Source organism: Corynebacterium sp. HMSC064E07 (assembly GCF_001815745.1).
In the GTDB taxonomy this organism is placed as follows: Bacteria; Actinomycetota; Actinomycetes; order Mycobacteriales; family Mycobacteriaceae; genus Corynebacterium; species Corynebacterium jeikeium_D.
This window is the reverse complement of record NZ_KV821805.1, coordinates 48,644-68,828: the sequence shown is the minus strand read 5'-3', so window position 1 is coordinate 68,828 and position 20,185 is coordinate 48,644. Positions and strand designations below refer to the sequence as shown.

The window sequence follows — 20,185 nt, the reverse complement described above, 5'->3', positions numbered from 1 at the left end:
CCGAATCCAGACACACTTTCTGTCGTTTAACCCGTTTTTCACCGTTTTTTTTGGGGGGGTAAGTCGTTGGGTAGCCGTTGGGTCTGACGAACTCGCGCACTGCACAACCGGGCATTAAAGGGGCGGTCATCAGAAATGCAGTGTGAGGCGCTGCTCGATTAGTCGGCCTGAAGGTACTTAGCTTGAGGGGGTGCTGGGTTGATTCCGGTCGATTTGCCTCAGCTCATGTACGCGCTGCTGGCTTTCGGTTTCACATATCGATGAGTTATTCACTTATGGATACGCTGGAGCGCATCGATAGGTGAATCATGCATCGATAAGTGAGCGCAGCGCTAGAAAATAGCTGGCAGACGGGCCTAGTCAGTCCACGGTGGGGTCGCAACAGTAGAGGGCGGGAGAAAACTTTTCCTGTCCCCGCCCTCTATAAAGAACTCTACGAAGCCCTGGTCTTCGATTTCTTCAGCATGATCATCGGCGGAATCAACAGGGCTAGCCCGCCGATAAGCGCGACTCCACCGAATAGCCACACCAGTCCGGCGAGGATTGCGATGGGTGCGAGGATGGCTGCCGCGATCTCGAAGGGCGCGAATCCCACATAGGCCATGCCAAATTCCTCGAGCGTGCCGGATTTCTGCTCCGGGTCCACAATTTTCAGTACGGCGATGCCCGTGGCCACGGAGGCAGTTGCCCAGCCCCAGCTGAATACGGCGCGCTCGAACCAGCCATGTTCAAAGATGCGTGGTGCGACGTAGAAGAACAACACCAGACAGAAGGCCAGGCCTACGACGAACAGGATAATTAGCGGGACGATGTAGGTGGCCACCACCGCCGGAACGATCGACGCGATACCCACTGCAACCAGGAAGTCCGTCGACGCGCCGGAGACCGAACCCATCAACTTTGCATCCAGGTAGTGTGGTGCCTTAATCAGGTGCAGCACGCCTACACCTGCCAGGCCGACCAGGAATGCCATTGCGAATAGTGGGAAGCTCAGTGCAGGGAAGATGTCATTGACCCAGTTGGTCAGGATATTTGCCAGGAAGAGCGTCACCGCTAGTGCTGCAACGTGCAGCGCGATTGGTTCGATTGAGGACGGGCTTGTAGTCGCCCGCCCCACACTTGGGCGCTGACCAGGAAGGGAGATGATGCCTGTCCGCATATCCTCCGGCAGTTTATCCAAGTCTGGCAGCTCGTTGGTATGGCCCTTCTTCGAGCCCCATCGGGCGAAAATCACGCCACCGATAATTGCGGAGAACATGCCCACCGCTGCGGCCGTAAAACCCAAACTCGTGGCCTCGGTCATGCCTGCTGAGTCCAGCGCGCCACCAACTGCGGCGGCCACACCGAAGCCACCGACGAAACCAACGGGAAGCATGATGCCGAACCAGTCCGGCGTATTGAACAGTGGGGCGAAAATTATCACGCCGAGTAGCGCGAAGAATCCCCACTGCGCCAGGTACATGCCTACGGAATAGGACCACATCGTTCGCGCGCGCTGGCGCACCTTGGCATCGAAATCCATTGTGAATGGCAGGGCACCGAAGACTGCCGCGATGAGAATGGTCGCGTAGTCGCCGAAATGCTCGCTGAACTGGATTATTCCCAAAGCGTTGGGGCCTAGCAGCAAGCCGAGCAAGCCCGCAGTAATCGGTGCGGGGATGAGAAGCTTTTGGAACCAGGGGATGAACCGTCGCATCAAATTACCGATGATGAGCAGCAGCGAGATCCAACCGATATCCATCAAGACGTCGAAGGGTGTGTAGCCATCCACGTGAACTTATTGCCTTTCTCGTAGGTGGGGTTTCACCATTTAACAATTATGCGAACCACATCATGGATTCTAAGAAAAGGGTTAGAACCATAGGGATACGTTGCGATTGTATGTTAGCTACCGCGAGATTTTGAGGCTTCGGCCCCAGTTGAGCTCACTTCCTTTGCAGAAAAACCACCTACCCAGTTCATTCTGGGAGGTGGTTTTGGTTGAGGTCAGACGGTTTTACTGTCGGCCATTCTTAATGCGCGACCAAGCCGCTGCGATAACCACGCCAGCGCATGCGATGGCGAGGTAGGCCCACACGTGATCACCGCTGGTCTGAATGGTCTTTGGCGGAGCAGGAGTGTTCTCCGCAGTCAGCACACTTTCTGTGTCACGGCCGGAGGTGATGTCATCGATCCAGTCAGCAGTGCCAGCGAGGGTAGTGATAGCTGCGCTGGGGGAGGGCAGGTCAGGGTCGCCATTGGAGGTTCCGGCGGTAGCGAGACCAGCGAGCTTTCCGTCGACGAAGAATGGGCCACCGGAGTCGCCTCCCTGCATACCCGCGCCGGAAACGGAATGTGCGTCCAGGATGGCGCTTTGAATCATTGGCATCATGGCAGCGTCGGCTGGGATACTTTCTGTCCCTGCCGGGATCGACTCGGTTTTGGAGTCATCTGGCATGGCAGCTCCTGGCTGCATCTCCATTGATTCCATAGCGTCACCCGGAACAGCGCCGCCCGGAATAGCCTCACCCGGAACAGCTTCGCCTGGAGTAGCGTCACCCGGAACAGCCCCATCTGGAGCAGCCTCACCTGGAGTTCCATCAGCCGGTCCTCCGCCTAGCAACTCATTGACGACCATCTTGGTCATCGGAAGCTGCCCGGATCGTGCCATGGACGAACTGCTACTCCAGCCATAGAGAGTTCCCGTCTGTCCAGGTGTTGGGATATCGCGGGAAACATTCGCGGGTGTTGCGTCAGTGACCTTTTGGGTCAGGTGGAGCAACCCCGCATCAGACATTGGAGACAGCGCCCAAGAATCGGCATCGTAGACCTTCCCGCCGATGCGGGCCTGGGTCCCTTCGTTGTTCACAGACTCCAGGCAGTGGCGTGCAGTGAGCACCCACTGGTCGGCAACCAGCGTCCCGGTACAGTCACCGAAATTGCCGATTTTGCCAATCTTCAGCGCGGCCACAGAACTGCTTTCAGCATTCGCAGGTGCGGGTTCGCCGTTTTCCAATGCAAGAGCTGGGGCTGCAGATAGAAGCAGGGTGCTGCTAACAATTGCTGCGATGGAAAAAGATGTTTTCTTCACGGTTATTTCCCTTTCCCAGAAGGAACAATGCCCTTGATTGCGGTGGCAACGAGTTTTTCGGCAGGGCCCTGTCCGACAAATTTCTTCCAGAGGCTAGCGATGACGAGGAAGAATACGATGAAACCTGCTGCAGACAACGTGGAATGCAATGCAACATTCTGCTGCCAATAAAACGCGGTGAGAACGTGCAGGATGTAGATTGTCAGCGACATTGTTCCCATAGCCGCGAATGGGTAAACCACAGCTGGGAAGCGATCGCCTATGAAAAGGCACAAGTGCAGGACAATGGCGGCAACTGCGACGGAGAGAATGATTTCTCCGAAGACGCCAGTGTGTCCGGTAAAACGGAGCCAGCCAGCAATCTCGGGATCAAATCGGAAGTACATGCCGACGGCCGTGATGACAGCACTGACAGCGGTGACAATCCAGCTCAACCGAGCATTGGCGCTGTTCTCAGAGGTGGAAGTGTCTTGCAGGCGACGGCGTAGGTAGACGTCGTAAAGCAGCATGCCGCCGATGAAATATGCGATCCACGCGAGTAGCGGATAGATCTGCGGCAGCGTCATAGGCGCGTACTTAATTGTGGCGGCGATGGTGGCGGCGATGAAGAAGCCGACTCGCCACCAGGTTCCGAGCGCTGGCATCCAGGAAACCAGCATCATTACCAGGCCCATGATGACGAGGACCACCTGAATTTCTCCACCCACCGGCAATAGTGCCAGGCCGATGAGAATGATTAGGGCGCCGCGAGTGATCAAGCGCAAGAAGGTAGTGCTGCTGTAATTGCGGCCGATGATCATCATTGTGGCGCCGGCGATAATGGCGAACAGTGATGAGGGTAGGCCAGAGAGCACAACCTTTGTGCTCCAAAGTAGTGAGGCCATATGGACAATGATCATGCCGATGATGGCGAGTGAGCGCGCTATATCGAGCCCCACAATTCGGGTAGGTTTATTCACCCCGGATTTCTCCTTTACTACAACTTATAGGGAGGTGCTCTTTGGTAAAAAGCACTCTCTACAAACGGCGTATTGAAAACGACTTTCTAGTTGTAGCAACCGAACCTGACAATACATTAAGTGACTATGTGTAAATCATGGTGTTTCGTCTGTGTTTTTACTGGGAAACTAGCGCGCTCAAAAAGCTAAGAGGCAGGCGTAACCTGGTGGCATGACATCGATGCTGACGAGTTTCACCTGGGCAGAGGTGCCAGGCGTCTTCCTCGCGTACCTATTAATCATTGCCATCCCCACCGCTCTCGCATGGGTGGGCGCCGCATGGCTGGCCAAAAAGTCCGGCGAGCGTATCGCGTTTGGGCACACGATTTTCGTCTTTGTCGCAGCATTCCTAATCTGCTTTTGTACGCTCGCGTGGACGCTCGAGGGCGAATACGACTACTCGCCATGGCAGGTTTTCTGCAGTGGCTTCGCGATGGTCATCCTTACTGCCTCTGCCATGATGCGCGTGCCCGCCCCAACTCTGAACCTGCTGCCCACGTGGTGGGCAGCGGTCGCCGGCTATGCCCTGTGCTGGAGCATCATCGCCGGCACTGACGACACCACCGGGCTTTGGGGAGTCGGTCTGATATTCCTGCTCCTCGGCCTCATCGCAGGCGTCGGCGCAGTCGTGTGGCTTACGCTGGCGATAAGGAAGCTTTTGTTGGATTCTGCCGCTTAGGGATTCTTAGTGGGACGGAGTCCGACAGCTAACTCGTCGATATGGCGCTCGAGGTCATCGCGAATCAGGTCCATGCGTTCTTCTCCGTCGATACCTCGTTTTGAAGGCTCGTCAGTAAGCCAACGCTCGAGTGAGCCTTGAGCGTCCGAGGGGAGCTCTACATGAGCGGCATCGCCGATGATGACAACACGATCTGCAGTCCGGAGAATCGTGGGGGCAATGGGCTTTGGTGATGCACTGTCCATAGAGGCGCCGATTTCTGCAACTGATTTGGCTGCAAGCGCATTGGTAGTAGTTTTGGGGTTCGTTCCTGCTGAAAGGGCGATGAACTGCGTGGCATATTTTGCACGCGCAATGGCCTCGGCCATCTGGGATTTACCGGCATTTGCCACGCAGATGAAAAGTACCTTCGGGATTTCCTTCATTTCAGAATCCTTTTTCTATAGTTTGTCCGGTACGGAAAGGTCATTAGGGAAAAGGCGCGGCCCGAGCCAGCGGGTGACGTAGACAAGTGCAACGAGTACGGGTACTTCAATAAGTGGTCCAATCGTTCCCGCAAGTGCTTGCTGGGACAATGGGCCGAAGGTGCCAATCGCAACCGCAATTGCCAACTCGAAGTTATTTCCGGCGGCCGTAAAGGCAATCGATGCGGAGGTTGCGTAGTTCATGCCCGCGGCCTTGGCCGAAGTGAGAGCGATCGCGAACATGGCGAGGAAGTAGATCACTAGTGGTAGTGCCACTTTCGCAACGGTCCAGGGATTCTCAAGAATCTGCTGTGACTGAAGCGCAAAGAGCAACACGATTGTGTATAGAAGGCCGGCAAGTGCCAATGGTGAGATTTTGGGCAAGTACTCATTTTCATACCAGTCGCGACCACGGGTGCGTTCACCAATTATGCGTGATGCCGCGCCAGCCAGAAGCGGAATACCGAGGAATACCACTACAGATAGTGCGATTGCCCAAAAAGAAAAGGTGGCGGAAGTGGTTTCCAGTCCCAACCAGGAGGGCAGAATCTGCAGGTAGAACCACCCTAGAGCGCCGAACATGAAAATTTGAAATAGCGAGTTGACGGCCACCAATACGGCAGCGACTTCAGTATCGCCGCAAGATAGGTCGTTCCAGACCAAAACCATTGCAATGCAGCGGGCGAGACCGACGATGATCACGCCAGTGCGCAGTTCTGGACTATCACTGAGGAATATCCAGGCAAGGGTGAACATCAGTGCGGGGCCGAGAATCCAATTGAGGAAGACTGTGATGCCCATCAGCTTCCTGGATGTCAAAATTTTGCCCGTTTTGTCGTATCGAACCTTTGCGAGCGGTGGGTACATCATGACCAGCAATCCGATGGCGATTGGTACGGAAATTGTCGCAATTTTTGCCTCTGCCAGCCAGTTCACAAGTGACGGTGCAATTTTGCCCAGAATGAGGCCAATTGCCATTGCAGCTGCAATCCATAGCGGCAAGAAGCGGTCTAGGAAGCTGAGTGACTTTGTAGTCTGTGTCATAGTTTCCGGTGTAATCAATATATCGATGATTGTCAATATATTTAGAGGGGAGGCCGTGTAGCCTCAACGGGTATGGACGAAATCTCAGAATGCTGTGCACTTGGCGGTCGGCCTCTCGACGCGGCGGAAGCGCAGGCTGCGGCAACGCTCTTCAAAGCGCTGGCGCAACCGGCGCGCCTGCAAATTTTGTCTCAGCTCGCTGCCGCTGGCTGTAGTCCGATGACCGTAGGGGAGCTGGCCGCTGTTTCTGGGCTTAGTCAGCCGACGGTGTCGCATCATTTAAAGACCATGGCGGATGCCGGGCTGCTAACTAGGTCTAAGAGTGGACGGGTGGTAACCCATGAGGTACGCCCTGAGGTATTTGCTGAGCTGCGACGTATCCTGGATATCGGTCACGCGGACGGGAGATAGTGAGCCGCTCGTCGCAAATTGCGATAGGTTGGAAAACCCTGTTTACCCGCCCAGGCGCTTGACGACGGCGTCGTGAAGCACCCCATTCGTCGCAACTGCGTCCCCGCCGTGCGGCCCGTCGACTCCCACTAGGGAAGTGAAGCGGCCGCCAGCTTCCTCCACCAGAATCGCAAGAGCTGCCAGGTCCCACAGGGAAACTTCTGGCTCGGCGGCGACATCGACCGCACCCTCGGCTACCAGGCAGTAGGAGAAGAAGTCGCCATAGCCACGCAGGCGCCAGGCGTCATCGGTGAGACCGATGAAGTTGTCGCGCAGGTCGCGCTCGGCCCAGCCGGTGAGCGAAGAGTTGGAAATTGAGCAGTCCGCGATGTCTGCCACCTTCGAGACCTCAATGCGGCGCTGAGCGGCTTCCCGGCCACCGACGTGGGTGCGCTTGAATGCGCCGTCGCCCTTGGATGCCCACCAGCGACGGCCCAGTGCTGGGGCAGAGACTACGCCGACAACCGGCTTGCCGTCTTCCAACAGGGCAATCAAGGTGGCCCAGACCGGGACATTGCGCACAAAGTTCTTCGTGCCATCGATGGGGTCGATGACCCACTGACGGCCCTCAAACACAGCTTCGCCACCGAATTCTTCGCCGAGGACCTCATCGCTCGGGCGCTTGTCCGACAGAATCTCGCGGAGCAGCTTTTCGCACGCGATATCGGCATCGGAGACCGGCGTGAGGTCGGGCTTGGACTCGACGACTAGATTGGCCGCCTCGAAGCGGGACATCGTGAGGTCATCGGCTGCGTCGGCAAGCGACAGTGCAAGGGCGAGATCTTCGGAGTAAGAGGTGGTCATGGCCGAAATTCTAGCGCAGAACCTCACGCAGCTCTGCGACCTGGCCGCTTGAGCCCGCGAGCTTCCAGCGCCGCACCGACGTGCCTTCGCCGCCTGCGCCCGTAATAAGCGCATATCCAGGCAGCCAGTCCCAGGCCGCGACGTCGCGCTGGAACCATACGCCGATGCGGCCGTCGGCCACGCCTGCCATATCCACTGACGCTGAGCCCAGCATGCGCCAGGTAGCGCTGCGGGACACTGCATCCAGCCAGGACTTTGTGGCTGTGACCTCGGATTCCTCGCTCGAGCTCACCACTGTGGTGTGGAGGTATGTCGCTGCGCAGACTTCCGAAAGCGGGTGGTCAGTGACCCGGAGATCGTCAACAGTGCCGTCAATGTTGATACGAGTGGTCGGGAGACTGGGGCCACCAATCCAGCTTTCGCCCGTGGCCGGACGGTGCACCGCGCCGAGGATGACCTCGTCCGGATTGTTCGCATCTCCCATAACCAGCGCCAATGCGCTGCACCAGTAGTCCGAACCAGTGGTGAAGTTGTAGGTGCCATCGACAGGGTCAATCACCCACGTGCGACCAGACTGGGACTCCTTCGCCGACCCTTCCTCGCCAAGGATGCCGTCCTCCGGGCGGAGCGCGGCCAAAGCCTCGACGACGAACTTCTCCGCTGCGCGGTCGGCCGCGGTGACGACGTCGGAAATCGATGTCTTGTACTCAGTGACCAGGCCTTCGTCGCGCATGCGAGCAGCAATGGCAGCGGCACGCTTCACGATGGCAACCGCAACACTGGTATCCGATGCCACAATCGACTCGGACACTTGGGCGAGAAAGAGTTCTAGGTCCTGGCTGGAATCTTGGTGCGGGTCTTGGCTGGAATCTTGGCTGGCGGTGGATTCAGACATACGTCCTATTGTGCACCGAAACAGGCGGTATAGCTAAGGTAGTACCCGTGAACCCGGATCTGAATGCTGACCTCAAAGAACTCGACGCGACGCTGACCACCATTGAGAAGGTGGTCGATGTCGACGAGCTTTCCGACCGGATCAGGGAGTTGGAAGCCCAGGCCGCCGATCCGTCGCTGTGGGATGACCCCGACCACGCGCAGCAGGTCACCAGTGCACTGTCGCAGGCGCAGGCGAAGAAGAAAAAGATCGACTCGCTGCGCGGGCGCCTCGACGATCTCTCCGTGATGTATGAACTCGCGGAAGAGGAGGGCGACCCCGACGCCGTCGAGATGGCCGATGCCGAACGCGCTGAGCTGCGTGCCGACATCGAATCCCTCGAGGTCACGACGATGCTTTCGGGGCCTTACGACGAGCGCGAGGCGGTCATCAACATCCGCTCCGGTGCCGGTGGCGTGGATGCCGCTGACTGGGCCGAGATGCTCATGCGCATGTACCTGCGCTGGGCCGACAAGCACGGGCATAAGGTCGAGGTTTACGACACGTCCTACGCTGAAGAGGCCGGTATTAAGTCCGCTACTTTCGTCGTCCATGGCGAGTACATGTACGGCACCCTCTCGGTCGAACAGGGCGCGCACCGGCTGGTTCGTATTAGTCCTTTCGACAACCAGGGCCGCCGCCAAACTTCCTTCGCTGAGGTCGAGGTGCTGCCGGTTGTGGAGGAAACGGATCACATCGACATCCCCGAGTCAGATTTGCGTATCGACGTCTACCGCTCCTCCGGCCCAGGTGGGCAGTCGGTGAACACCACGGACTCCGCGGTCCGGCTTACGCACGTCCCGACCGGCATCGTGGTGACTTGCCAGAACGAGAAGTCCCAGCACCAGAACAAGGCATCTGCCATGCGAGTTCTGCAGGCGAAGTTGCTGGAGAAGAAGCGCCAGGAAGAGCGCGCGGAGCTGGATGCTCTCGGCGCAGGCGGCAATGCCTCGTGGGGTAACCAGATGCGCTCCTATGTGCTGCACCCGTACCAGATGGTCAAGGATCTGCGTACCGAATACGAAGTCAACAACCCACAGTCGGTCCTCGACGGTGACCTAGACGGTTTCATCGAGGCCGGTATTCGCTGGCGCATGGCTCAGCAGTCCGAAGGCGAGTAGCGCTAGAAGGGCGGTTCGTCTTCGGGCGCTTCCGGTGCCTCGGGTGTTTCCGGTGTGGTGGGTTCGTCGGCTTCTCCGTTTCTCTCGTTTTTGTTCATTCCCAGTTCTTCGCGAGCCTGATTTGTCAGCTCCTGTGATTCGCGGAGGTTTTCCAACCTCTGCTCGTTGTACTCCTTGAGTGTCTGTGCTTTCTTTGTCTTGCGCAGGTCGAAAGAGTAGCGACCGTGGCCGGCGAGCGGCCCCGACTCTGTGCTGATAAGGGCAGCTCTTTCGGTGCTTTGATCAGTGGCGGAGGTCCAGTACTCCACGCCGTCGATATCGCGCACGACATTCCAAAGACCGGCCGTTTTTAGATTGTGGTGGCGACGGCATAGGCAATGGAGGTTGGGCGTCTCGGTTTGGCCACCTTCGTCGGGATTCTCGTGGTTATACGGCTGAATGTGGTCGATGTCGCACTTCGTCGCATCGACATCGCATCCGGGAAAGCGACAGGTGCCGTCTCTACCTTGGATGTAAGTACGCTGTCGCTCTGTTGGCGAGTACTTTTCCGTTTTCTCGTCCGCTAGTAGCCGGATGCTAGTGACCCGATCGAGCCAGGATTCAGTGGCGATTTTGTTGATCCACCCCAAGCCACCGATCCAGGCTTCTTGGGGCTTGTCTTGAGTGAGTGGGCAGTACAGATTCAACGTGGCGGTGACCTGAGCAGTCCCGTGCAGAAGGTGTGAAAAAGCCTCGACGAAGTCGCAGTCCTGATCAGCGGTAATTTCTTCCAAGACCTTCTGAAACTCAATTGCCCGCTCAGGCATCAGTTCCATGGTGACTTCAGTGAGGTTGTCCTTTAACTCGAACTTTATAGATTCGCCAGCTTTTTGCTCGATGCCTTTTTGAAACGAAGTAATCGGCGGGTCGTACTCATTTTTAGGGCGCAATAGCGGGCTGACTTCATTAATAAATCGCTGAATATTCTGTTGAAGACTCCGAACTCCGCGAAGAACTTCACCATTGACTCTCGGCGTGATCAGTTCGAGGAGATGGTCTTCGAAATACTTCACAGTAGAGGCGTCATCCAAGGGGAGGATGGCTGTGGCAATGACCCGCATGTGGGGAAGCGGTAGCTGTGCGCGTTTGAGCAGAAGCTCTTTCAACCGCGGGAGCCGCTCTAGCTGCATCCCGATATCGATGTACTGGAGTGTTCTCCCGCGCGACATGCCAAGAGCTGGAGCGATTTTGGCGATGTAATCTTCGACATCTTTTGTTGAAGAAGAGGGAACACAAGCAAGGGCAAGCTTCAAGTCAGCTCGATTGCGGTCAATTCCAAGACGTGCTGGTGCTGTTTGAGAAATCTCATGGTGAAAGCGTGGTGCCGTCGCTTCCATTGCCGCAGCGTAAGTGCGTTTGCGTGGTATATGTTCCCCGCTGGCCATTGGTGAATCCCCCTGAAAGATAAGGCCTGGACGTTGAAATGTTGAAATAAGGAAGAGGTAGGGAAAGTATTTTCGACTAACTCTGAGTGTCAATTTTTCAAGCTTGAAGCAGCTCGGCGACGTTATTTGGTGTTTTCAATCCTCGCTTTTAATCTTTCATGGCTCATTTTAATCGAACAGGTAAGCGAAGTAAAGGGGCATTTAAAGATTTTTGGGGAAAATAGTTTCGAACATTGCTACGGCGTGAGCTTTCGTGCGGTCGCATGCTCTGGGGGTTAGTGTTAGCCGCTGCTCGTCCCCGCAATCCCGCCATCCCAGCGCCTAGTTTCGCGCATTCCAGAGTGACTTGAGTGGCTTAAGTGATTAGAGTGTCTACTTATGATCACTTTCGACGGGGTTACCAAGTCCTACTCGACTTCTAGCCGACCAGCTCTCGACGACGTTTCAGTCCACATAGATAAAGGTGAGTTTGTCTTTCTCATTGGACCGTCGGGCTCTGGTAAGTCGACCTTCCTGCGCCTTATGGTGCGTGAAGAGAAAGTGGATTCAGGAAAACTGACGGTTGCAGACCAGGATCTGACCAAGATTTCTCGTCGCAACATCCCTAAATTGCGTCAAAAGGTGGGGTATGTCTTCCAGGACTTCCGCCTGCTGCCAAAGAAGACGGTGTACGAAAATGTCGCGTTCGCGTTGCAGGTAATTGGCAAGCCGAAGGCGAAAATCGACAAGGCAGTTCCGGAAACGCTCGAAATGGTCGGGCTCTCGGGCAAGGAAAACCGCTACCCGCACGAGTTGTCTGGTGGTGAGCAGCAGCGCGTCGCCATTGCTCGCGCCTTCGTCAACCGCCCGCTCATCTTGCTTGCCGACGAGCCCACCGGCAACCTCGACCCAAGCACCTCCGGTGACATCATGCTCCTGCTTGACCGCATCAATCGCATGGGCACGACCGTTATTGTGTCGACTCACGACAACGATGCCGTGGACTCCATGCGTCGCCGCGTGCTGGAGCTGGAGCTGGGGCGTCTCGTGCGTGACGACGCCACGGGTGTTTACGGCCTGAACAACTAGCAGACAGTCCATCGGTAGAAGAACTCATTCGAAAGGTATTACTGACCTATGAAGACTCGCTTTGTCCTCGGTGAGGCTTTCTCCTCCTTGGGCCGAAACATCACGATGACCATCGCGATGATTATTACGACTGCGGTGTCGTTGGCGCTGCTTGCGACGGGCATCCTGGTTACTGAGCAGACCAGCCGCACGAAGGATCTCTATCTCGATCGAGTAGAAGTGCAGATTGAGCTGAATGAACAAATCTCCGCCGAAGACCAAACTTGCTCCTCGCCGGAGTGCGCTGACGTCGTCGGCAAGCTTGAAGAGGCTGACGGCATTGATTCGGTGACCTTCCGAAATCGTCAGCAAAACTTTGACCACTTCGTGGAGATGTTCAAGGACAGTGACCCCGTGCTCGTGGAAAATGCGACGCCGGAGTCGCTGCCGGCTGTCGTGATGGTGCGTCTGAGCGACCCGACCGATGTCAGCCCGCTCGATCCGATTCGGGAGCTGCCGCAGGTCGACCATGTTACTGACCAGCATGAAGAGATCGGTACTGCAGCTCAGAACCTGGACTCGGTGCGAAATGCGACCTTCCTGCTGGCTGCGGTGCAGGCCGTTGCCGCGGTGTTCCTGATTGCGAACATGGTGCAGATTGCGGCGTTCTCGCGTCGTAAGGAAGTTGAGATTATGCGCATGGTCGGTGCCAGCCGTTGGTTCACGCAGGCGCCGTTCGTCCTCGAGGCTGTGATTGCGTCGCTGATTGGTGGTGTGCTGGCCATTGGTGCGCTGTTCCTGGGCAAGGCGACGGTCATCGATCCGGCGCTGAGTAACCTGTACAAGGCACAGCTCCTGGCGCCGCTGACCAACGGCGATATCGGTGTGGTGGCGCCGATCGTGGTCGTTATTGGCATGGTCTTTGCTGGGCTTGTTGCACAGGTCACGCTGCGTCTTTACTCACGCGACTAGGGTTGCAAAAAGGTTAGCTATTAGGCCCCGCGGTTAAACCCGGCGAATAGGGCCGTCGCGCCCTGCCGGGTAAACTGTGGACTATGAATAATGACGACGTCCAGCGCCCACCGAAGCTCGACAAGAAGGCTTATGAGGCCGAGCTTAAAAAGCTCCAGGCAGAGCTCGTCGAAATGCAGCAGTGGGTAGTAGAAACCGGTGCCCGAATTGTCATCGTGATGGAGGGGCGTGACGCTGCCGGCAAGGGGTCGGCCATTAAGCGCATCACGCAGTACCTGAACCCCCGTACCTGCCGTGTTGAGGCTCTGCCGGCCCCAACTAGCCGTGAGCAGGGTCAGTGGTACTTCCAGCGGTACGTCGAAAAGCTGCCGACTGCTGGTGAAATCGTGATTTTCGACCGCTCCTGGTACAACCGTGCCGGCGTTGAGCGGGTCATGGGCTTCTGCACCTCCCAGGAGTACCGTCGCTTCTTGCATCAGGCGCCGATTTTTGAGCGTCTGCTGGTCGAAGATGGCATTATCCTGCGTAAGTACTGGTTCTCTGTGTCGGACGAGGAGCAGGTTGCCCGCTTCAAGTCCCGCCGTGAGGATCCGCTGCGCCGCTGGAAGCTCTCGCCGATGGATTTGGAGTCCATCACCCGCTGGGAGGATTACTCCCGTGCAAAGGATGAGATGTTCATCCACACCGATATCCCGTCCGCACCGTGGTTCACGGTTGAGTCTGAGGATAAGAAGCGTTCGCGTATCAATGTCATCAACCACCTGTTGACGACCATTCCGTACGAGCGCATTCACCGCGATGTTCCGGAAATCCCGGAGCGTCCGGAGTCGGAGGGAAGCTACGAGCGTCCGCCGCGCACGGAGTTCCGCTATGTGCCGGACGTTGCCGCCAATCTCGAGGCTGACCGCGTAAAGGGCGCAGGCAAGTCCGATAAGAAGGGCAAGAAGCACAAGAAGGGCAAAAAGGACAAGAAGAGCAAGAAGAAGTAGCTCCTTAGTCTCAGTGAGGTTCTGGTCGTCAGAACCTTCGCAGCAGAACCTTCCCGTCAGAACCTTTCCCTGGTTAGTTATCTGTGTCACACTGGGTGACATGACTGCTACTGATAACGGTTCTGGCACTGCACGCACCGAGGTCGATGAGCCGAAGGTGCTGCGAGAAGTCCACGGGCGATCTGGTCACCTTCGGCTGAATAGGCCGAAGGCACTTAATTCGCTCGATTTGGATATGGTCACCGAGGTCGTCGAGGGGCTCCGCGCATGGCGTGACGACGACTCGGTGGACCACATTGTTGTTTCATCCGGTCACCCCAAGGCGTTTTGTGCCGGTGGTGATGTGCGCGCAGTTCGGCAGGCTGTGCTCGATGGCGTTCCGGAGCAGGGGGAGGAGTTTTTCCGGGATGAGTACGAGATGAACGCGATGATTGCGGAATTCGCGCAGTCCAAGCCATATATCGCGATTATTGATGGCATCGCTATGGGCGGTGGCCTTGGTGTTTCCATGCACGGCTCCCACCGAATCGTGACCGAGCGTGCCAGCGCTTCCATGCCAGAAATGGCAATCGGCTTTATTCCCGACGTTGGAATTACCCACTTTTCGCAGCATGTGAACACGCGGTTAGGAGGGCCCTCGTCGGCAATCGCGAGGTTTACCGGGCTGACCGGTTACCGCCTAACTGCGGCGGACATGCTGTGGTCTGGATGGGCGACACATGCGGTGCCATCCGCGCAGCTGGACGAGTTTGTTGCGGCTCTGGACCGCGATGGAATTGATTCGGCGCTCGCGGAGTATGCGCTCGATGTGGACTCAGCTGAGGCTCGTGATCTGCTCGGGGATCCGCAGTTGGCCGAGTGGAGCGACTGCATTGAGGCTTGCTTTGGGGCTGATACCTGGGCGGAGATTGAGCGAGCTCTCAACGAAGCCGCTGAGGCGGGCTCTTGTGCATCGTCAACAGTGGAGACTTTTCGCGACCTGCTGGCACCCGCCAACCCGGAAAGTCTCGTAGCGGCCGTGGAACTCTATGCGGCTAACTCGGCCCACGAGGTCACCTTGCAGGAGGCGCTAGACCGGGAGATGAAGCTTGGCGCTTACATGCGTCAGCACCCCAATTTTGCCGAGGGCGTGCGGGCAGTGTTGGTGGATAAGGACCGCGACGCCGCCTTTAAGCCCGCTACCGTGCAGGAAGTTGATGTCGAAGAGATTCGACAGCACCTTCGTTAGCTGGCTATGCGTTAGACAAAGCTGTGGCGGCCAGTCGTCGGCGCGAAATCATCGGCAATCATGGCCGCCAATTCGAGATAACTCTGGGTGGTGGCGGGCTGGAGATTGTCCAGCTCGATATTGGCACCATTCGCGATATGCGGATCGTAGGGGATGACCTGTACTGCGCGGCAGCGCTGGGCAAATAACTCGTGCACGGTCTCTGTGGACAGTCCCTGTTTATTTAGCTCGTTGACCACCACGACAGTGGTAGAGACCAGCCGTTCGAAGCCGTGCGCTGAAAGCCAGTCCAATGTCGTCCAGGCGCTTTTCACGCCGTCCAGTGCAGGCGTGGTGACCAGCACCAGACAATTGGCCGCAGACAGAATCGAAGCGGAGATGGGCTGCGTCAGGCCGGTACCGCAGTCTGTCAGACTCACGTTGTAATGCCGCCGAAGGATGTCGAGGGCCGCGCAGTATTCGCCGTCGGAAAGCGCGATCGTCGATGTCGGATTTTGGTCGCTGCCGACAACCTCCAGCCGCGATGGCGTGTGCGATGTATATGTACGGACCTGCGCGTATTTGTCCGTATCCGGGGCTCGGAGCAGATCGCGAATAGATGCGGGATTGGCTGCGGTGACGCGTGCGCCGAGGGTGCCAAAGTCCGGATTCGCGTCGATCGCGACGATTCGGTCACTGCGCAGGCTTGCAAGCGTGGCGCCCAGGCACATGGTTGTCGACGTCTTGCCAACGCCGCCCTTCACGCTGATAACAGCGATGTTGTAGTCACCGTAGATAGGCTGTCGCACCCGCTCTATCAGCTCGCGTTGCTTGCGTGCCGACGATGATTCCCGCGGTGAAATTGCGCCCCAGGTGGCCTTATGAACCCAGCTGCGCCAGCCCGACTGTGGTGCCTGCCGCGAGTTCAGGCTAGCGGCCAAGTCTGAGACGGAAACTGCGTGATTGACTGCGTGTTTGGTGGAAGTCATAGACTTCATCCCCTCCCCAAAAATCCCCAAAGTATGTCCCCGCCGTCGTTTTTACCACGCAGCCAGAACGACGGCGACTCCAAAGAAGGCATCGAGAATTCCGACCTGTTTCGGAGTCCACGGCCGAGCGCGGCGAGCGCCGGAGATTGGCATGGCAAAAGACCTGATGAGAAGCCCAATTGCGACGATGGGCACACCGATGCTGATGAGGTTCCGGTCGTGGAGGAGGAGCCACCCGATGATGGCCACGGCGGTAATGAGAACGTGATACGTGACCGAGCCAATGAGCCACTGGCGGTTGCCGCGCTTGCGAATCATAGTTTTTACATAGGGCACGGTGCCGACGAAATATCCAGCGTAGATAGCCGCAATTGCCCAAGCTTTCGGGGTTGGTCCGGCGATGATAGGCACCATGAGGCTAGCGGCCAGAACGGTGGAGACACCAGAGAGAAGTGAGCGCGGTCGGCGGCGGTAGGTCTCCCAAATAGCGATAGCGGCAAGAGGGGCAATGAGGGCGACCCAGGTGAGGAGGGAAACGTCGGCAAGCAGTGTGATGCAGCCGGCGACGGCAGTGAGCGCGGTGTATGTGGCGGCGGGTGCGAGGTGGCGGCGTTGGCGACGAGAGCGGAGCCAGACGCTCACGGCGAAGAATGCGAAGTAGCCGAGCAGCCAGGTCGCGGTGACGGCAAGGCCTGTCCCTGTGGGGGTGAGGGCGAGAGCGGTCAGCGGGGGAATGGTGACCATGAACCAGGCGCCGTGCTGGTCCGGAACCCAGCCAGCGGAGCGCTTGTGATGGGAGCGGCGGGCGGGGCGGGGAGGACGTGGTTGGCGGGGCTTTTGGCTCATACTACGCATTGTAGATGCGTAATTATGTCGAGGCTGTATTAGAACCTCATATTGAAACCTCATTGAATAAAATGCACATGCGCGCAAGGCGACAGTGCTAACGTTGAACTCGCATTCTCAGGGCGAGGTGAAATTCCTCACCGGTGGTGATGCTGCGGCTGACGCAGACAAGTCCACGAGCGCCCTACCTGTGGCCAGAAGGGTCGTCAGGTAGGGGACAAGCAGATTTCGGTTGGAATCCGAAACCGACGGTCATAGTCCGGATGAAAGAGAAGGAGTTGAATAATTCGTGGAATACGTGTCGGATTTTTTGGTGGGTTTCCTCACTGCACAGCTCAGTGTGGCGGGAGCGCCAATCTTGATTCGTGAAATTGTCGGTAACCTCTTTGGCCTGGCGTGTGCCTTCCTAGGTATGAAACGGAAGGTATGGGCTTGGCCGGTCGGCATTATCGGAAATGCCTTGCTGTTTACCGTCTTCCTCGGCGGAGTTTTCCACACGCCGCAAAATCTTGATCTCTATGGCCAGGCGGGGCGTCAGGTCATGTTTATCGTCGTCAGTCTCTACGGGTGGTTCAGCTGGGTCAAGAGCCGCAATCAGAGCGGTGACGAGGTCGCAATTGAGCCGCGGTGGGCGACGGCATCGGAACGCATTGGGATGATTACCGTGGCTATCTTCGCCACTGTGATCTGTGCCAATGTCTTTGAGATGCTGGGCTCGTGGGGGCCATGGGCCGATGCCTGGATTTTCGTCGGTTCGATGTTGGCGACCTGGGGTATGGCCCGCGGGTGGAACGAATTCTGGCTAATTTGGATTGCCGTTGACGCCGTGGGAGTGCCGTTGCTGCTCAAGGGTGGCTACTACCCGTCGGCGGCGCTGTACCTCTTCTACGGATGCTTCGTTATTTGGGGCTTTGTCTCCTGGGTTCGCCTCGAGCACCAGAGCGACAATGACCAGCAGAAGAGCTCCGAGACCGACCAAGTACCGGCTTTGGCAGCAGCCGAGCGGTAGGATAGTCCAGGTGAGCTTCCGACCAGATAACTCCCGTACCAACCGCGCCCATCAAGCCGAAGAGCGTGCCCGCAGTCTCGTGCAGGACGTCCTCGACCGCGAGGAGCGGGTACGCAACAATCTGGCCAGCGCTGATGTCGACCCGTGGACGATGCGTTTCGTCGTCGATGAGTCGATTTCTGAGGGCGCAATCATCACCTGGCGCAATGAGGCCACTCGTGCCCGCCGCATCATGCGCCGCTATGACATTCAGCGGGGCTACCGCGAGAAGTTGCGCGAAGTTGAAAAGCGCATCGATGCCATGTTGCACCTCGCGGAATCGCTGGAGGAGTCGTGGGACGCCGCGGCACACGCTTCGAAGAGGCTTTCCGACGCGGAGGCCCGCGATGTCGCCGCCTTTGAGCGTGAGCGCGAGCGGCAAAATGACGCGGCAGAGACTAAGCGGCAGCGTGAGGAGAAGGTCCGCAAGTTCCGTCGGAAAGCGGAAAATATTGCTACCGACGCGTGGGACGCGGGCCGTGACGCGCTGGAGAAGCTGCCGCCGCTGTCGTCTTCGTTGAAGGACATCGCGGCCAAGTTCCGTTCGCGGGGCTCGGAGGAGGAACCGCGCGAGGTACGGCGGGCAACTGCCCGCGACCTGCGCAAGGAGCCCCCGCTGCCGGAAGACTAGCGCTCCTCAGCTTTAGCTGCCTGGACTACCTCGGCGAGCTTGGAAATCTCCTCGTGAGAGGGGCGGATATCGGGATGCGTGCGACAGTAGTCCAGCAACAAATAGCCAGCCGTGCGAATGCGACGATGGCCGTCCCAGTGCGGAGCGGCGATTTTGGGGTCGTTGGTGGCCAAAGACGAGATGGCCTGGCGCTCGCTGAGCAGCTCGTACTGGAGGTCGCGACGAATATCGAGTGCCTGATTCGGAGTGCCGGTTAGCAGCGCGCCGAGAAGAGCACCCATCTGTCGATAGCAGCGCGGAATATGACGCAGGTAGTGCTTCTCAATGCTCTCGGTCGGCCAGAAGTGCAGGACAGCGAGAGCCAGCGCGCAGGCGATACCGACTTCCAAAACACGATCGGTCACAATCGGTGCGAGCTCGCCAGCGACATTTCCGCCCAGCAGCAGCGCCAGCGGAGTGGTGACGATCGTCGTCAGCGCATAGTTCTTCACCACGAGAATCTCCGCGCCGAATTGGCAGGCTGCAAGCGCGATAAGTAGCGTCCAGCTGTCCAGGCCAAAGGAAAAAAGCAGCGCATAGAGGAAAATTCCGATAATCGAGCCCACCATGCGGTGAATCCCTCGAATCGAACCGGCGGTGCGGTCGGGGCCCCACTGTAGAGTCATCAATGCGCTGACCACCGCCCAGTCAGGCCGGTCAAGACCGACGAGCACGCTGATGAGACCAGCTAAGCCGCCAGTAATAGCCACCTTTGCCGCAGTCATTGACGCATGGGAATAGCGATCGAAAGAGCGGAAGATTCGGTAACTCACGCTTGGTCGCGCGAGTGGAATGGTTGTCTGTGTCTCGTCGATAAGGTTAGGCGTGTCCACGATGTCCACAGCGCTGCCGTGCACGCCCAAGCGGCCGCGGATAGCAATCAGCCGCTGATGAGCAGCAATGACACGGTTGACCAGTTCCGTATGGGAGGGCTTGACGATTTTGCTGCCACGGATGATGCCTGCGTCGGCAAGCGATTCCCATGCGTCGGTGAGTGCAGTTTGCGCCTGGTGATGAACGGCGAACGATGTCGAGTCTGACTTTTCCATCGCCTCGATGGCTGATTCAAGGGATTGGACGGCCGCCATCTCGGGGCCGTGCGGATTCCACAACCGCGGTGCCATGCCGATGACTATCGCCGAAAGCACACCAACGGTAGCCCACATGGCGGTTTCAACCGGGTTGAAGCCAAGGCGGGCGACCATTGTTGTGCCGCCGGAGACCATCACAATGAAGAATGAACCTGGCGATGGCCATCACGCGCAGACGACTGCGGTAGGGGTGGCCTTCGCCATAGATGACCACGCACCCACCAGCGGCGATAAGGAGCATCTCCGAGCCATGTCCGGTGAGAAGTGCCACGGCACCCGGCAGGAATAGCGCGAGTGCTGCGCGGAGGGCACCTGGCCATCTCTGCGCACGGGAGTGG

General features: G+C 57.7%; 21 protein-coding genes and 1 riboswitch. Of the genes, 10 read left to right on the top strand and 11 right to left on the bottom strand.

What is annotated here, in order from left to right; translation table 11 throughout:
• Positions 1-433 precede the first annotated feature (433 nt).
• The 3 genes from HMPREF3053_RS02315 to HMPREF3053_RS02305 all read right to left on the bottom strand — a co-directional run bounded on the left by HMPREF3053_RS02315 (position 434) and on the right by HMPREF3053_RS02305 (position 4,029).
• Positions 434-1,771, bottom strand: coding sequence for a sodium/glutamate symporter (locus tag HMPREF3053_RS02315; protein WP_053087322.1), 1,338 nt, complete (start codon positions 1,769-1,771; stop codon positions 434-436).
• Positions 1,772-1,996: 225 nt separating this feature from the next.
• On the bottom strand, positions 1,997-3,070 hold the full coding sequence (locus HMPREF3053_RS02310) for a trypsin-like serine protease (protein ID WP_070767208.1): 1,074 nt from the start codon (positions 3,068-3,070) through the stop codon (positions 1,997-1,999).
• A gap of 2 nt (positions 3,071-3,072) precedes the next feature.
• A complete protein-coding gene (locus tag HMPREF3053_RS02305) occupies positions 3,073-4,029 on the bottom strand; it encodes a DUF418 domain-containing protein (RefSeq protein WP_069359292.1) in 957 nt (318 codons plus the stop codon).
• 211 nt (positions 4,030-4,240) lie between these two features.
• Between HMPREF3053_RS02305 and HMPREF3053_RS02300 the strand changes: the two genes are divergently transcribed.
• Entirely contained in the window at positions 4,241-4,747 is a 507-nt protein-coding gene (locus HMPREF3053_RS02300) for a hypothetical protein (RefSeq protein WP_070767207.1), read from the top strand.
• Here the strand turns inward: HMPREF3053_RS02300 and HMPREF3053_RS02295 are convergent.
• Together HMPREF3053_RS02295 and arsB are read right to left on the bottom strand one after the other, a co-directional pair.
• Positions 4,744-5,172 carry an arsenate-mycothiol transferase ArsC gene (locus HMPREF3053_RS02295; RefSeq protein WP_070767206.1) on the bottom strand — a complete coding sequence of 143 codons (429 nt, stop codon included), beginning with the start codon at positions 5,170-5,172 and terminating at the stop codon, positions 4,744-4,746. The genes HMPREF3053_RS02300 and HMPREF3053_RS02295 overlap by 4 nt on opposite strands.
• A gap of 15 nt (positions 5,173-5,187) precedes the next feature.
• Positions 5,188-6,255, bottom strand: coding sequence for an ACR3 family arsenite efflux transporter (gene arsB, locus HMPREF3053_RS02290; RefSeq protein ID WP_070767205.1), 1,068 nt, complete (start codon positions 6,253-6,255; stop codon positions 5,188-5,190).
• 72 nt (positions 6,256-6,327) lie between these two features.
• On the opposite strand from arsB, the gene HMPREF3053_RS02285 reads away from it, so the two are divergent.
• A complete protein-coding gene (locus HMPREF3053_RS02285) occupies positions 6,328-6,666 on the top strand; it encodes an ArsR/SmtB family transcription factor (RefSeq protein ID WP_016423238.1) in 339 nt (112 codons plus the stop codon).
• 42 nt (positions 6,667-6,708) lie between these two features.
• On the opposite strand, the gene hisN is transcribed toward HMPREF3053_RS02285, so the two are convergent.
• Together hisN and HMPREF3053_RS02275 are read right to left on the bottom strand one after the other, a co-directional pair.
• Positions 6,709-7,509, bottom strand: coding sequence for a histidinol-phosphatase (hisN, locus tag HMPREF3053_RS02280; RefSeq protein WP_070767204.1), 801 nt, complete (start codon positions 7,507-7,509; stop codon positions 6,709-6,711).
• A 10-nt stretch (positions 7,510-7,519) separates the two neighbouring features.
• Entirely contained in the window at positions 7,520-8,404 is an 885-nt protein-coding gene (locus HMPREF3053_RS02275; protein WP_070429509.1) for an inositol monophosphatase family protein, read from the bottom strand.
• A 47-nt stretch (positions 8,405-8,451) separates the two neighbouring features.
• Here HMPREF3053_RS02275 and prfB point away from each other — a divergent pair, with 47 nt between their 5' ends.
• Positions 8,452-9,564 (top strand): peptide chain release factor 2, encoded by a 1,113-nt coding sequence (gene prfB / locus HMPREF3053_RS02270; RefSeq protein ID WP_038626269.1) that lies wholly within the window; start codon positions 8,452-8,454, stop codon positions 9,562-9,564.
• Between the two features lie 2 nt (positions 9,565-9,566).
• Here prfB and HMPREF3053_RS02265 read toward each other — a convergent pair whose 3' ends face one another.
• On the bottom strand, positions 9,567-10,940 hold the full coding sequence (locus tag HMPREF3053_RS02265; RefSeq protein ID WP_246819361.1) for an HNH endonuclease signature motif containing protein: 1,374 nt from the start codon (positions 10,938-10,940) through the stop codon (positions 9,567-9,569).
• Positions 10,941-11,366: 426 nt separating this feature from the next.
• Here HMPREF3053_RS02265 and ftsE point away from each other — a divergent pair, with 426 nt between their 5' ends.
• The 4 genes from ftsE (at position 11,367) to HMPREF3053_RS02245 (ending at position 15,224) form a co-directional block, all read left to right on the top strand.
• Positions 11,367-12,056, top strand: a complete 690-nt coding sequence (ftsE, locus tag HMPREF3053_RS02260) for a cell division ATP-binding protein FtsE (RefSeq protein ID WP_016423233.1) — start codon at positions 11,367-11,369, stop codon at positions 12,054-12,056.
• Between the two features lie 48 nt (positions 12,057-12,104).
• Positions 12,105-13,007: a permease-like cell division protein FtsX gene (gene ftsX / locus HMPREF3053_RS02255; protein ID WP_016423232.1), complete on the top strand. Its 903-nt coding sequence runs from the start codon at positions 12,105-12,107 to the stop codon at positions 13,005-13,007.
• A gap of 83 nt (positions 13,008-13,090) precedes the next feature.
• Positions 13,091-13,996, top strand: a complete 906-nt coding sequence (ppk2, locus tag HMPREF3053_RS02250) for a polyphosphate kinase 2 (RefSeq protein ID WP_049172194.1) — start codon at positions 13,091-13,093, stop codon at positions 13,994-13,996.
• 100 nt (positions 13,997-14,096) lie between these two features.
• Entirely contained in the window at positions 14,097-15,224 is a 1,128-nt protein-coding gene (locus HMPREF3053_RS02245) for a 3-hydroxyisobutyryl-CoA hydrolase (RefSeq protein ID WP_070595379.1), read from the top strand.
• A gap of 11 nt (positions 15,225-15,235) precedes the next feature.
• Here HMPREF3053_RS02245 and HMPREF3053_RS02240 read toward each other — a convergent pair whose 3' ends face one another.
• Together HMPREF3053_RS02240 and HMPREF3053_RS02235 are read right to left on the bottom strand one after the other, a co-directional pair.
• Entirely contained in the window at positions 15,236-16,192 is a 957-nt protein-coding gene (locus HMPREF3053_RS02240) for a MinD/ParA family ATP-binding protein (RefSeq protein WP_224433563.1), read from the bottom strand.
• A gap of 51 nt (positions 16,193-16,243) precedes the next feature.
• A complete protein-coding gene (locus tag HMPREF3053_RS02235) occupies positions 16,244-17,038 on the bottom strand; it encodes a YwiC-like family protein (RefSeq protein ID WP_065421705.1) in 795 nt (264 codons plus the stop codon).
• 109 nt (positions 17,039-17,147) lie between these two features.
• Positions 17,148-17,317, top strand: a riboswitch (FMN riboswitch).
• Positions 17,318-17,327: 10 nt separating this feature from the next.
• Between HMPREF3053_RS02235 and pnuC the strand changes: the two genes are divergently transcribed.
• Entirely contained in the window at positions 17,328-18,047 is a 720-nt protein-coding gene (gene pnuC, locus HMPREF3053_RS02230) for a nicotinamide riboside transporter PnuC (protein ID WP_070767202.1), read from the top strand.
• A 10-nt stretch (positions 18,048-18,057) separates the two neighbouring features.
• Positions 18,058-18,717 (top strand): hypothetical protein, encoded by a 660-nt coding sequence (locus HMPREF3053_RS02225; protein WP_016423226.1) that lies wholly within the window; start codon positions 18,058-18,060, stop codon positions 18,715-18,717.
• On the opposite strand, the gene HMPREF3053_RS02220 is transcribed toward HMPREF3053_RS02225, so the two are convergent.
• Positions 18,714-19,982, bottom strand: coding sequence for an FUSC family protein (locus HMPREF3053_RS02220; protein WP_246819362.1), 1,269 nt, complete (start codon positions 19,980-19,982; stop codon positions 18,714-18,716). The two genes, HMPREF3053_RS02225 and HMPREF3053_RS02220, sit on opposite strands and share 4 nt — an antisense overlap.
• Before the next feature lie 4 nt (positions 19,983-19,986).
• On the opposite strand from HMPREF3053_RS02220, the gene HMPREF3053_RS11185 reads away from it, so the two are divergent.
• Positions 19,987-20,136, top strand: a complete 150-nt coding sequence (locus HMPREF3053_RS11185) for a hypothetical protein (protein WP_246819360.1) — start codon at positions 19,987-19,989, stop codon at positions 20,134-20,136.
• Positions 20,137-20,185: the final 49 nt, after the last annotated feature.

What these genes read in the sequence shown, in the direction of transcription:
- HMPREF3053_RS02240 (WP_224433563.1), bottom strand. Translation starts at nt 16,192, where the DNA reads ATGACTTCCACCAAACACGCAGTCAATCACGCAGTTTCCGTCTCAGAC.
- HMPREF3053_RS02235 (WP_065421705.1), bottom strand. Translation starts at nt 17,038, where the DNA reads ATGAGCCAAAAGCCCCGCCAACCACGTCCTCCCCGCCCCGCCCGCCGC.
- HMPREF3053_RS02300 (WP_070767207.1), top strand. Translation starts at nt 4,241, where the DNA reads ATGACATCGATGCTGACGAGTTTCACCTGGGCAGAGGTGCCAGGCGTC.
- arsB (WP_070767205.1), bottom strand. Translation starts at nt 6,255, where the DNA reads ATGACACAGACTACAAAGTCACTCAGCTTCCTAGACCGCTTCTTGCCG.
- HMPREF3053_RS02245 (WP_070595379.1), top strand. Translation starts at nt 14,097, where the DNA reads ATGACTGCTACTGATAACGGTTCTGGCACTGCACGCACCGAGGTCGAT.
- HMPREF3053_RS02275 (WP_070429509.1), bottom strand. Translation starts at nt 8,404, where the DNA reads ATGTCTGAATCCACCGCCAGCCAAGATTCCAGCCAAGACCCGCACCAA.
- HMPREF3053_RS02295 (WP_070767206.1), bottom strand. Translation starts at nt 5,172, where the DNA reads ATGAAGGAAATCCCGAAGGTACTTTTCATCTGCGTGGCAAATGCCGGT.
- HMPREF3053_RS02220 (WP_246819362.1), bottom strand. Translation starts at nt 19,982, where the DNA reads ATGGTCTCCGGCGGCACAACAATGGTCGCCCGCCTTGGCTTCAACCCG.
- hisN (WP_070767204.1), bottom strand. Translation starts at nt 7,509, where the DNA reads ATGACCACCTCTTACTCCGAAGATCTCGCCCTTGCACTGTCGCTTGCC.
- ppk2 (WP_049172194.1), top strand. Translation starts at nt 13,091, where the DNA reads ATGAATAATGACGACGTCCAGCGCCCACCGAAGCTCGACAAGAAGGCT.
- ftsX (WP_016423232.1), top strand. Translation starts at nt 12,105, where the DNA reads ATGAAGACTCGCTTTGTCCTCGGTGAGGCTTTCTCCTCCTTGGGCCGA.
- HMPREF3053_RS02265 (WP_246819361.1), bottom strand. Translation starts at nt 10,940, where the DNA reads ATGGAAGCGACGGCACCACGCTTTCACCATGAGATTTCTCAAACAGCA.
- HMPREF3053_RS02285 (WP_016423238.1), top strand. Translation starts at nt 6,328, where the DNA reads ATGGACGAAATCTCAGAATGCTGTGCACTTGGCGGTCGGCCTCTCGAC.
- ftsE (WP_016423233.1), top strand. Translation starts at nt 11,367, where the DNA reads ATGATCACTTTCGACGGGGTTACCAAGTCCTACTCGACTTCTAGCCGA.
- HMPREF3053_RS11185 (WP_246819360.1), top strand. Translation starts at nt 19,987, where the DNA reads ATGAAGAATGAACCTGGCGATGGCCATCACGCGCAGACGACTGCGGTA.